This window comes from Kineococcus siccus, assembly GCF_009906795.1.
GTDB classification, from domain to species: domain Bacteria; phylum Actinomycetota; class Actinomycetes; order Actinomycetales; family Kineococcaceae; genus Kineococcus; species Kineococcus siccus.
This window is the reverse complement of record NZ_JAAALN010000136.1, coordinates 1-11,651: the sequence shown is the minus strand read 5'-3', so window position 1 is coordinate 11,651 and position 11,651 is coordinate 1. Positions and strand designations below refer to the sequence as shown.

Annotated in this window: 11 protein-coding genes; 7 read left to right on the top strand and 4 right to left on the bottom strand. The window is 74.1% G+C overall.

Annotated features, from left to right (window positions below):
* Positions 1 to 60: 60 nt before the first annotated feature.
* From mshD to pstB, 7 genes are all read left to right on the top strand, one after another.
* Complete coding sequence (gene mshD, locus GTR02_RS14700; protein WP_338073824.1) at positions 61 to 1,014, top strand: mycothiol synthase; 954 nt, start codon at positions 61 to 63, stop codon at positions 1,012 to 1,014.
* Between the two features lie 108 nt (positions 1,015 to 1,122).
* Entirely contained in the window at positions 1,123 to 3,300 is a 2,178-nt protein-coding gene (locus tag GTR02_RS14695; RefSeq protein WP_166608242.1) for an RNA degradosome polyphosphate kinase, read from the top strand.
* Positions 3,297 to 4,358, top strand: a complete 1,062-nt coding sequence (locus GTR02_RS14690) for an NUDIX domain-containing protein (RefSeq protein WP_166608241.1) — start codon at positions 3,297 to 3,299, stop codon at positions 4,356 to 4,358. Before GTR02_RS14695 ends, GTR02_RS14690 begins: the two co-directional genes overlap by 4 nt.
* 238 nt (positions 4,359 to 4,596) lie before the next feature.
* Complete coding sequence (gene pstS, locus GTR02_RS14685) at positions 4,597 to 5,700, top strand: phosphate ABC transporter substrate-binding protein PstS (RefSeq protein WP_166608240.1); 1,104 nt, start codon at positions 4,597 to 4,599, stop codon at positions 5,698 to 5,700.
* 128 nt (positions 5,701 to 5,828) lie between these two features.
* A complete protein-coding gene (gene pstC, locus GTR02_RS14680; RefSeq protein WP_205709316.1) occupies positions 5,829 to 6,779 on the top strand; it encodes a phosphate ABC transporter permease subunit PstC in 951 nt (316 codons plus the stop codon).
* Positions 6,776 to 7,867: a phosphate ABC transporter permease PstA gene (gene pstA, locus GTR02_RS14675; protein ID WP_166608239.1), complete on the top strand. Its 1,092-nt coding sequence runs from the start codon at positions 6,776 to 6,778 to the stop codon at positions 7,865 to 7,867. The genes pstC and pstA overlap by 4 nt, the downstream gene beginning before the upstream one ends.
* Before the next feature lie 45 nt (positions 7,868 to 7,912).
* The gene (gene pstB / locus GTR02_RS14670; RefSeq protein WP_166608238.1) at positions 7,913 to 8,692 is read left to right on the top strand and encodes a phosphate ABC transporter ATP-binding protein PstB; all 780 of its coding nucleotides are present in this window, start codon (positions 7,913 to 7,915) and stop codon (positions 8,690 to 8,692) included.
* Positions 8,693 to 8,766: 74 nt separating this feature from the next.
* Here pstB and GTR02_RS14665 read toward each other — a convergent pair whose 3' ends face one another.
* From GTR02_RS14665 to GTR02_RS14650, 4 genes are all read right to left on the bottom strand, one after another.
* Positions 8,767 to 9,759: an inorganic phosphate transporter gene (locus GTR02_RS14665; RefSeq protein ID WP_166608237.1), complete on the bottom strand. Its 993-nt coding sequence runs from the start codon at positions 9,757 to 9,759 to the stop codon at positions 8,767 to 8,769.
* 2 nt (positions 9,760 to 9,761) lie between these two features.
* Positions 9,762 to 10,382 (bottom strand): DUF47 family protein, encoded by a 621-nt coding sequence (locus GTR02_RS14660; RefSeq protein ID WP_166608236.1) that lies wholly within the window; start codon positions 10,380 to 10,382, stop codon positions 9,762 to 9,764.
* A gap of 104 nt (positions 10,383 to 10,486) precedes the next feature.
* Positions 10,487 to 10,696, bottom strand: coding sequence for a hypothetical protein (locus GTR02_RS14655; RefSeq protein ID WP_166608235.1), 210 nt, complete (start codon positions 10,694 to 10,696; stop codon positions 10,487 to 10,489).
* Positions 10,697 to 10,759: 63 nt separating this feature from the next.
* The coding region (locus GTR02_RS14650; protein WP_205709315.1) for a metallophosphoesterase family protein at positions 10,760 to 11,651 on the bottom strand (892 nt) is incomplete at its 5' end.

Below are 11,651 nucleotides of genomic sequence, written 5' to 3'. Positions count from 1 at the left end.
CCCGTCCGCCCGGCGCGGCGACCTGCCGCCGGCGCTGCGACCCGGTCTGCGACCGCAGCGGTGAGCCCCGTCGCGGGCCCCACCCTCGCGGTGGCGGCCGGGGCCCTGGCCGACCCGCTGCGCCACGCCGTCGAGGCGCTCGCCGCGGCGGCCTCGCGCGCCGACGGCGCGGCCGCCCTCAGCGAGGACGCGCTGCTGCGGCTGCGGTCGACGTCGCTGGCCACGCACCTGCTGCTGCGCGACGGCGAGGCGCTCCTCGGCTACGCGCAGCTCGCCCCCACGGAGGCGGGCGCCCCGGCGCAGGGCGAGCTGCTGGTCGACCCCGCCGCCCGCGGCCACGGGCTCGGGCGGCTGCTGCTCGACCGCGTCGTCGAGGTCGCCGGCCCGGACGGGGCGCGGCTCTGGTCGCACGGCGACACCCCGGGCGCCGCGGCCCTGGCGGCCGCGGGCGGCTGGGCGCGCGTGCGGGAGCTGTGGCGCATGGAGCGCCCGCTCGCGGGGGTCGAGGACCTCGAGGTCCCGCCGCTGCCCACCGGCGTGGCCGTGCGCTCCTTCGTCCCGGGCGCGGACGACGCGGCCTGGGTGGCGGTGAACGCGGCGGCCTTCGCGACGCACGCCGAGCAGGGCCGGTGGACCGTCGCCGACCTGCGCCTGCGGCTGCGCGAGCCCTGGTTCGACCCCGCGCTGCTGCTGCTGGCGGAGGACCTCTCGGGCGCAGCGCCGCGCCTCGCGGGGTCGTGCTGGATGAAGCTCGCCCCGGCCGCGCCGGGCGGCGCGAGCGTCGGGGAGCTGTACGTCCTGGGCATCTCCCCCGCCGACGCGGGCCGCGGCCTGGGCCGTGCGCTGCTGGTGCGGGGCCTGCAGGCGCTCCTGCCGCGGGCCGGGGCGGCCGGGGGGCGGCTGCCGGTCGAGCTCTACGTCGACGGCGACAACCTCCCGGCGACCCGACTCTACGAGCGGCTGGGGTTCGCGCGCGTCGCGGTGGACGTGCAGTACCGCTCGCCGCAGCGCTGACGCAGGCACCGCCCGTCCACCCGGCGTGCACCCACCCGGGGTCCGGTGCTCGCCGGACGGCCACGCCTGCGGCCCCGCGGCCGCTGACCGCGGTGGCAGGATGACCGCATGACTGCCACCACGCGGGCGAGTTCGTCCCTGCCCCTCCCGGCCGTCGTGCGCGACGCCGACGCCCCGGGCGAGCTCCCCGACGACCGCTTCGCCGACCGCGAGGTCTCGTGGCTGGCCTTCAACGACCGCGTCCTGCAGCTGGCGGAGGACCCGGGCTCGCACCTGCTGGAGCGCGCGCGGTTCCTGTCGATCTTCGCCAACAACCTGGACGAGTTCTTCATGGTCCGCGTGGCGGGGCTCAAGCGCCGCATCGCCACGGGCCTGGCGGTCACCGCGGCGAGCGGGCTGGAACCGCGGCAGGTCCTGGAGACCATCGGCCAGCGCGCGCACGAGCTGGCCGAGCGGCACGCCCAGACCTTCGTCGACCACGTCCGGCCCGCCCTGGCCGAGGCCGGGATCACGATCGTGCGCTGGGACGAGCTCGGCACCAACGAGCAGGTCCGGCTGCACGGGTTCTTCCGCGAGATGGTGTTCCCCGTCCTGACGCCGCTGGCCGTGGACCCCGCGCACCCCTTCCCCTACATCTCGGGGCTGTCGCTGAACCTGGCCGTCGTCGTGCGCAACCCGACGACGGACAAGGAGCACTTCGCGCGCGTCAAGGTGCCGCCGCTGCTGCCGCGCTTCGTCGCGGTCGCCCCCCTCGAGGAGGAGGACGGGCCCGTCGGCGCGGCGCGGTTCGTGCCGCTCGAGGACGTCATCGCCGTGCACCTGGACCAGCTGTTCCCGGGCATGGAGGTCGTGCAGCACCACACCTTCCGCGTCACGCGCAACGAGGACCTCGAGGTCGAGGAGGACGACGCCGAGAACCTGCTGCAGGCGCTGGAGAAGGAGCTGCTGCGCCGGCGCTTCGGCCCGCCGGTCCGCCTGGAGGTCGCCTCCGACATCGACCCCGCGGTGCGCGAGCTGCTCGTGCGCGAGCTCGGCGTCTCCGAGTCCGAGGTGTACGAGCTCCCCGAGCCGCTGGACCTGCGCGGCCTCGCCGACATCGCCGACCTGGACCGCCCCGAGCTGAAGTACCCGAAGTTCGTGGCCCGCACGCACCGCGACCTCACCGACGGCGCGGAGACCGCCAAGCCGAGCGACGTGTTCGCGGCCATCCGCGCGCGCGACGTGCTGCTGCACCACCCCTACGACTCGTTCTCGACGAGCGTGCAGGCGTTCCTCGAGCAGGCCGCGGTGGACCCGAAGGTCCTCGCCATCAAGCAGACGCTGTACCGCACGTCCGGCAACTCCCCCATCGTCGACGCCCTCGTCGACGCGGCCGAGGCCGGCAAGCAGGTGCTCGCCCTCGTGGAGATCAAGGCGCGCTTCGACGAGCAGGCGAACATCACCTGGGCGCGCAAGCTCGAGCAGGCGGGCGTGCACGTCGTGTACGGCCTCGTGGGGCTCAAGACGCACGCCAAGCTGAGCCTGGTCGTGCGCCAGGAGGGCAGCGGCCTGCGCCGCTACTGCCACGTCGGCACCGGCAACTACAACCCCAAGACCGCCCGGGTCTACGAGGACCTCGGCCTGCTGACCGACGACGTGCAGGTCGGCGAGGACCTCACGCGGCTGTTCAACCAGCTCTCCGGCTACGCCCCGAAGACGGCGTTCAAGCGGCTGCTGGTCGCGCCCCGCTCGCTGCGCACGGGCCTGGTCGACCGGGTCGACCGGGAGATCGAGAACCACCGCCTCGGTCAGCCGGCCGGCGTGAAGATCAAGGTCAACTCGATCGTCGACGAGGCCGTCATCGACTCCCTCTACCGGGCCTCGCAGGCCGGGGTGGACGTCGACGTGATCGTGCGCGGCATCTGCGCCCTGCGCCCGGGCGTCGAGGGGCTGTCCGAGCGCATCCGCGTCCGCAGCGTGCTGGGCCGGTTCCTGGAGCACAGCCGGGTGTTCTGGTTCGCCAACGGCGGGGACCCGATCGCCATGATCGGCAGCGCGGACATGATGCACCGCAACCTCGACCGCCGGGTCGAGGCCGTCGTGCGGCTGGGCGACCCGCGGCACGTGCGGGAGATCTCGACGCTGCTCGACCTCTGCATGAGCGAGGAGACGAGCTCGTGGCACCTGGGCCCGGACGGGTCCTGGTCGCGGCACCACCTCGACGCCTCCGGTGAGCGCCTCACCGACATGCAGGAGCACATCATCGCCACCCGGCCCGGCCGGCGCCCCACCGCCCGCCGACGGTGAGGGCCTCGGTCCGCGACCCGCTGGTGCTGCCCGCCACCACCGGCGGGCGCGGCGGGCCGTCGCGGTGGCCGACCGTCGCGGACGCCCCCGCGGACGTCGAGGCGGCCGGTTGCGTCGTGCTGCGCACGGTCGGGGACGGGGCCGCGGAGGGCGCGACGGACGGAGCGGGGTCGCACCGCGAGGTCCTGCTCGTGCACCGGGCGGCCACGGCGCTGCGCGGGGCCGACTGGTCGTGGCCGAAGGGCAAGCTCGACGAGGGCGAGGCGCACGCCGTGGCCGCCGTGCGCGAGGTCGAGGAGGAGACGGGCGTCCGGGTCGGGCTGTCGCTGCCGCTGGCCGAGCACCGCTACGACCTGCCCGACGGCCGCTCGAAGCGGGTGCGGTACTGGGCCGCGACCCCGCGGGCGGGCGAGGAGGCCTGGACCGCCTCGCCCGAGGAGGTCGACGAGGTCGCGTGGTGCACGCCCGACGAGGCCCGCGAGCGCCTGACGTTCCCGGCCGACGTGACGCTCCTCGACCTCCTGGACGCGCTGCTCGCCGACGGCCTCGACCCCGCGCTCACGTGGCCGCTGGTGCTGCTGCGGCACGCGCGCGCCGTGCCGCGCACGGCCTGGGACGGCGAGGAGGCCGAGCGCCCGCTGCTGGACGCGGGCCACGCGCAGGCGCGCGAGCTGGCGCCGCTGCTCGGCTGCTGGGACGTGCGGCGCGCCGTGACCTCCCCGTGGGCGCGGTGCGTGCAGACCGTGCTGCCGGCCGCGGACGCGCACGGCTGGGCGGTCGAGGAGGACGACGCCCTCACCGAGGCGGCCCACACCGAGGACGCCGCGGCGGCCGGGCGCGTCCTCGCGGGGGTGCTCGCCGACGGCGGTGGCAGCGTCGTGTGCTCGCACGGGCCGGTGCTGCCCGGCCTCGCGGCGGCGGTCGTCCGGCACGCGGCGACGGAGCCCCTCGGCGAGCTGCTCGCGCCCAAGCTCGGCAAGGCGGAGCTGTTCGTCGCCCACGTCGCGGGCCGCGGCTCGACGGCCCGCGTGGTGGCCGGCGAGCGGCACCGCGTCTGAGCTGCCGGGGCGCACCTCACCCGCGGTGAGCGCCTGAGCGCGCCGCGTCGGCTCGTTCACTCGTTCACCCGCTGGTCGACGTGCGGCCTCCCCCCGGCACTGGTAAGGCCCTCCCCGGTTCACCCCGCGTTCACCATGGCCGGGGAACCGCTTCACCTCGTCTCCCTAGGGTTCGGACACGTCGGACCCCGGCGCGCGCACTTCCCGGCGCCGCCCCTCGAGCGAAAGCGAGCCCTTCGTGAACCGCAGTCCCCTCCGCCGCGCAGCCCTCCCTGCGGCGCTCCTGCTCTCCCTGAGCCTCGCGGCGTGCAGCGGGGCCAACGAGTCGGCCACGCCGGCTCCCGGAGGGTCGTCGGCGGCCGAGACCCTGAGCGGCGAGCTGTCCGGTGCGGGCGCGAGCACGCAGACCGCGGCGCAGACGGCGTGGGCCGCCGGGTTCGGCGCCACCAACCCGGACGTGCAGGTCAACTACAACCCCGCCGGCTCCAGCGCGGGCCGTGAGCAGTTCCTCTCCGGGGCGACCGACTTCGGCGGCTCCGACGCGGTGCTGGACGACGAGGAGCTCACTCAGGGCCAGGAGCGGTGCACCGGCGGCAACGCCATGGACCTCCCCGTCTACATCTCCCCGATCGCGATCGTCTACAACCTCGAGGGCGTCGACGACCTGCAGCTGTCGGCCCCCACGCTGGCCAACATCTTCCTCGGCAAGATCACGACGTGGAACGACCCGGCGATCGTCGCCGACAACCCGCAGGCGCAGCTGCCGGCCGGCCCGATCACCCCCGTCCACCGCTCGGACGGCTCCGGGACCACCGAGAACTTCACCGACTACCTCTTCGACGTCGCACCCGACGTCTGGACGGCGGAGCCCGACAGCGACTGGCCCCTGCAGACCGGCGAGTCCGCCCAGGGCACGTCCGGCATCATCCAGGCCGTCACGGGCGCCGCCGGCTCCATCGGCTACGCCGACCTCAGCCAGGCGGGCGACCTGTCCAAGGCCTCCATCAAGGTCGGCGACGCCTACGTGGCCCCGTCGGCGGAGGGGGCCGCCGCCCTCGTCGACGCGTCCCCCGAGGCCGAGGGCCGCCCCGAGGGCGACATCGCCATCGAGCTCGACCACAAGACGACCGCGGCCGGCGCCTACCCGCTGGCGCTGGTCTCCTACGCCCTGGTCTGCTCCGCCTACGAGGACGCGGCGCAGGGCGCGCTCGTGAAGGCGTACCTCGAGTACGTCGTCAGCGAGGAGGGTCAGCAGGCCGCGGCGAAGAGCGCCGGCTCGGCGCCCATCTCCGCCACGCTGCGCACGCAGATCACCGAGTCCCTGAACCGCATCGGCGCCTGACCGCGGCACCCGCAGCGCGCACCGGTGGAGGTGGGCGGTCCCGGCAGGGACCGCCCACCTCGCCGCAGGACGGCACCACCGCCGGCCGCCACCACCCGGTGTCCGGCCCCACGAGACGGAGGACCCGGGTGAGCACACCCACCAGAGCACCCGAGCGAGACCCGGGCCGCGGCTCGATCGCCACGGGCGCCAAGCGCCCCGGCGACGGCATCTTCCGCGGCACGGCGACCGCAGCCGGCACGCTCATCCTGCTGACCCTGGCCGCGGTGGCCGCCTTCCTGATGTGGCAGTCGCTGCCAGCGTTCACCACCGACGACGAGATCCCGCGCGGCAGCCTCACGGCCTACATCGGGCCGCTGCTGTTCGGCACCGTCCTGGCCGCCGTCATCGCCCTCGTCGTCGCGACGCCCGTCGCCGTGGGCATCGGCCTGTTCATCTCCCACTTCGCCCCGCGGCGCGCCGCGCAGGGCCTCGGCTACCTCGTGGACCTGCTCGCCGCCGTGCCGAGCATCGTCTACGGGATCTGGGGCGCCGTCGTGCTGTCCCAGGCGATGCTGCCTATCTACGGCTGGCTGGCCGACAACCTCGGGTTCATCCCGCTGTTCGCCGGCCCGGCGTCGGCGTCGGGCCGGACCATCTTCACCGCGGGCCTCGTGCTCGCGGTCATGGTCCTGCCGATCATCACGGCGCTGGCCCGGGACATCTTCCTCCAGACCCCGCGCCTGCACGAGGAGGCGGCGCTGGCGCTCGGCGCCACCCGGTGGGAGATGATCCGCTACGCCGTGCTGCCGTACGCACGCTCCGGCGTCGTCAGCGCCGCGATGCTGGGCCTGGGTCGCGCCCTCGGCGAGACGATGGCGGTGGCCCTGGTCCTGTCCGTCTCGAACGTCGTGACGTTCAACCTGATCAGCAACACCAACCCCGGCACGATCGCGGCCAACATCGCCCTGCAGTTCCCGGAGGCCGCCGGGGTCGAGACCAACGTCCTCATCGCCAGCGGTCTCGCGCTCTTCGTCATCACCTTCCTGGTCAACTTCGCCGCCCGCTGGATCGTCGCGCGTTCGGGAGTCAAGGCATGACCACCACCACGGGCAGGACGCCGCAGCCGTCGCAGGACGCGCTCGCGGCCATCGAGCAGCCCCTCAGCAAGGCCGCCCTGCCGCGGTGGGCGCCCTGGGGCGTCCTCGCCGCGGCCGTCGTCGTCGCCCTCGCGGTGCTCCTGCCGGGCGGCACGTCCGTCGCGGCGGTCGCGGTCCTCGCGGGCCTGCTGCACCTGCTCCTCATCGGTGTGGTCTCCCGCGTCAAGGAGGGGGGGCGCAAGGCGGCGGACCGGCTCGTCACCGCGCTGGTGACCATGGCCTTCCTCATCGCCATGGTGCCGCTCGTCTCGGTGGTCTGGACGGTGGTGAGCCGCGGCGCCGCCCGCTTCGACGCGACGTTCTTCACCTACTCCATGCAGGGGATCGTCGGCGAGGGCGGCGGTGGCCTGCACGCGATCTGGGGAACGGTCATCGTGACCCTGCTCGCGACGGTCATCTCGGTGCCCATCGGGCTCATGACGGCCGTCTACCTCGTCGAGTACGGCGGGAAGTCGGCCCTGTCCCGGGCCATCACGTTCCTCGTCGACGTCATGACCGGCATCCCGTCCATCGTCGCCGGCCTCTTCGTGGTGGCGCTCTTCGCGCTGCTCGTCGGCCCGCGGCCGCGGATCGCCCTCATGGGGGCCATCGCCCTCTCGGTGCTGATGATCCCGGTGGTCGTCAGGTCGACCGAGGAGATGCTCAAGCTCGTCCCGAACGACCTGCGCGAGGCGGCGTACGCGCTGGGGGTGCCGAAGTGGCGCACCATCGTCAAGGTCGTCCTGCGGACCAGCCTGTCGGGCATCGCGACCGGTGTGACGCTGGCCGTGGCCCGGGTCGCCGGCGAGACGGCCCCGCTGCTGCTCACCGTGGGTCTGGCGACGCGGACGAACTTCGACCCGCTCGTCGGGCAGATCGCCACGCTGCCGGTGTTCGCCTACTACCAGTACACCCAGCCGGGCGTGCCCGCCCAGGCCGGCGTGGACCGCGCCTGGACGGCGGCGCTCGTGCTGATCATCCTGGTCATGGCGCTGAACCTGGTCGCCCGCCTCATCTCCCGCTACTTCTCCCCCAAGGGCGGGCGCTGAGCGGTCGACCGCTCAGCACCCCGACCGAACGACCAAGGAGCCGACGTGGCCAAGCTCATCGACGTGAGCGACCTGAACATCTACTACGGCAGCTTCCTCGCCGTCGAAGACGTCTCGATGACCATCGAGCCGCGGGCCGTGACCGCTCTCATCGGCCCCTCGGGCTGCGGGAAGTCGACGTTCCTGCGCTCGCTGAACCGCATGCACGAGGTCATCCCCGACGCGCGCGTGGAGGGCAAGGTCGTCATGGACGGCCAGGACCTCTACGACAAGGACGTCGACCCGGTCTCGGTGCGCCAGCACATCGGCATGGTGTTCCAGCGCCCCAACCCGTTCCCGACGATGTCGATCTACGACAACGTCGCGGCCGGCGTCCGGCTCAACGCCAAGCGGATGCGCAAGAAGGACATGGACGACCTCGTCGAGTCCTCCCTGCGCGGCGCGAACCTGTGGAACGAGGTCAAGGACCGCCTCGACAAGCCCGGGATGGGCCTGTCCGGCGGTCAGCAGCAGCGCCTGTGCATCGCCCGCGCCATCGCGATCCGTCCCTCGGTCCTGCTCATGGACGAGCCGTGCTCGGCGCTGGACCCGATCTCCACGCTCGCCGTCGAGGACCTCATCGCCGAGCTGAAGAACGAGTACACGATCGTCATCGTGACCCACAACATGCAGCAGGCCGCCCGCGTGTCCGACCAGACGGGGTTCTTCAACCTCGCCGCCATCGGCAAGCCGGGCCGGCTGATCGAGCTGGACAGCACGTCGACGATCTTCTCTAACCCCTCCCAGAAGGCGACCGAGGACTACATCTCCGGCCGCTTCGGCTGAGCCGTCCACCGTCGGGGCCCGGCGTCGTGCCGCACACGACCGCCGGGCCCTCGCGCGTCCGGGGCCGGGCCCGCTCAGAGCAGGGCGTCGATCGGCACCACCAGCACCGCGGCGAAGAGCGCGGCCGCGGGCAGGGTCAGGACCCACGCACCCACCATCGAGCGGGCGACGCCCCAGCGCACCGCCGACAGCCGCTTCGTGGCGCCGACCCCCATGATCGCCGAGCTGATCGTGTGGGTCGTGGAGACGGGCGCCTGGAAGCCGAGCGCCGCGACGTAGAGGACGCCCGCGGAGACCGACTCCGCGGCGAACCCACGGGCCGGGTCGAGGTCGATGATGCGGCGGCCCAGCGTGCGCATGATCCGCCACCCCCCGGCGTAGGTGCCGAGGCTGATCGCCAGCGCGGCCGAGAGCTTGACCCACCACGGGATGCCCTCGCCGGTGTGGAAGCCGCCCGCGACGAGCGCCAGGACGATGACCCCCATCGTCTTCTGCGCGTCCTGCAGGCCGTGCCCGAGCGCCACCGCGGCGGCCGAGACGGTCTGCGCGAGCCGGAAGCGGCGGTGCGTCGGGCCGGGGGCGGACCGCCGGAACGCCCAGAGCAGGCCGACCATGGCCAGGTAGGCGAGCAGGAACCCCGCCAGCGGCGAGACCACCATCGGGACCACGACCTTGTCGAGGACGACCGGCCAGTGCACGGTCGTCCCGGCCGCGAGGCCCGCGCCCGCCAGCCCGCCGATGAGCGCGTGCGAGCTCGACGAGGGCAGGCCCAGTCGCCAGGTCACGAGGTTCCAGCTGATCGCGCCCAGCAGGGCCGCGAGGACGACCGCCATGCCGTCGACCCCCGTGCCGGGGTCGACGATGCCGCTGCCGATGGTCTCGGCGACGCCCTCGCCGAGGAAGGCCCCGACGAGGTTGAACACCGCGGCCATCAGCAGGGCGATCCGGGGGGTCAGCGCCCGCGTGGAGACCGAGGTGGCGATCGCGTTGGCCGCGTCGTGGAAGCCGTTGGTGAAGTCGAACGAGAGCGCGACGACGATGACGAGCAGGACGAGGGCGAGCTCCACGCTCAGGACTCCTTGACCGCGATCGTCTCCACCGTGTGCGCGACGTGCTCGAAGGCGTCCGCCGCCTCCTCGAGCGTCTCGATGATCTCCTTGTTCTTCATGATGGTGATCGCGTCGTGCTCGCCGTTGAAGAGGGCGGCCAGCAGCCGGCGGTGGATCGCGTCGGCCTGGTTCTCGAGGCGGTTGATCTCCACCCAGTAGTCGGCCAGGTCGGCCGGCGCGCGCAGCCGCGGCATCGCGGCCCGGGTGAGCTCGGCCTGGCGGGCGAGGACCTGCACGAGGTCGGACACCGCGGCCGGCAGGGCGCCGACGCGGTAGAGCACGACGAGGTCGACCGCGGCCTGCATCAGGTCCAGGCAGTCGTCGAGCCGGGAGGCCAGCTGGTAGATGTCCTCGCGGTCGAACGGGGTCACGAAGGACGAGTTGAGCCGGCGCATCACGGCGTGCGTGGACTCGTCGCCGGCGTGCTCGATCTCCTCCATGCGCCGGGCCAGCTCCTCGCGGCGGGCCTGGTCGCTGCCGAGGACCTCGGCGAGGACCGTGGTGGCCTCGACGAGGATGGTGCCGGTGGCGGCGAACAGCTCGTAGAACGAGTCGTCCTGGGGGGTCAGACGAAGACGCACTCGAGGCTCCGCAGCGGGTCGGCTCGGGCGCGGCGGACACCGGCCCGGTGGGCGATGCTAGGGGCTGCGCCCGGCCCGAACCCGCCAGGGCTCCCAGCGGACGCTCAGCGTCCGGGTTCGTCCACGCCCAGGACCCGGTCCAGCTCACCCTCGGGCAGCGGGCCTTCACTCTCCGAGGCGGCCACGACGACCTCCGCGTACAGCTCGATCTCCTCGGCGAGGGCGTCGTCCGCCAGGGCCGCCGGGCCGGGGGCCGCGGAGCCGGTCCGGGGGTCGCGCTCGTCGACGGTCTCGGGGTCGAGGGCGGGCGTCATGGTGCGCTCACGGTACGCCCGCGGCCCCGGCCGCTTCAGGCGGACCGGTCGACTCCTCACCCGTCAGGGCGCAGCGGGCCCCGGCGCGGCGGGCGAGGCGGTGGCGGTGACGGAGGCGGTGGCGGAGGCGGTGGCCGGCGACGGGCTCGCGGTCGCCCCCGTCGTGGGCGGCACGAGCGCCGGCTGCCCGTCCGCGGTGATCACGGTGCGCTCCAGGCTGACCGACGCGAGACCCAGACCACCGACGCTCACCTCGTCGTAGGCGACGAGCCGGCCGGCGTCGGCCCCCGAGGTGGCGAAGTGGAGCAGCGTCGCCTGCAGCGGCAGGGGCTCGCCGTCCGCCAGCCGGTTCAGCCCCGCCGCGGTGACCCCGGCGCCCCCCGTGCTGCCCTCCACCATCGTCCGGGTGCCCGAGGCGTCCAGCGTCACCCGCCGCTGGTGCAGGTGGCCCGCCAGCACGAGCGGGACGAGGCCCTGCAGCGGCCTGAGGCCGGACGGGTCGTGCACGAGCGCGACGTCCACGGGGTCGTCGGGGTGGCCGGCGTTCCAGCTCTCCACGGCTGCGGCGAGGCGCCGGTTGGACTCCTCCTGCACCCGCTCGGCGCTGCCCGTGGCCTGGGCCCCCTCCCCGTCCGGGGTGAACACCGGGTCCCCGGTGCCCGCGAACCGCAGGCCGGCGACCTCCGCGGTCTGCCCCTCGTCCAGGACGGTGGCCCCCTGGGCCGCGACGGCCGCCTGCGTCTGCGTCGAGTCGTGGTTGCCGCGCACGAAGACGTACGGCACGCCGAGGCTCGGGATGCGTCCCAGGTAGGAGGACTCGGCCGCGGACCCCCACGTCGTGATGTCACCCGTGTCGACGACGGCCTGCACCCCGAACTGGCGCACCAGCGACGCCGCGAGGTCGAAGCCGAGGGGGTTGAGGTGCAGGTCGGAGATGTGCAGGACCGTCGTGACG

Bases quoted from the DNA above. Each gene is read 5' to 3' on its own strand.
- GTR02_RS14695 (WP_166608242.1), top strand. From the start codon at position 1,123: ATGACTGCCACCACGCGGGCGAGTTCGTCCCTGCCCCTCCCGGCCGTC.
- GTR02_RS14655 (WP_166608235.1), bottom strand. From the start codon at position 10,696: ATGACGCCCGCCCTCGACCCCGAGACCGTCGACGAGCGCGACCCCCGG.
- pstA (WP_166608239.1), top strand. From the start codon at position 6,776: ATGACCACCACCACGGGCAGGACGCCGCAGCCGTCGCAGGACGCGCTC.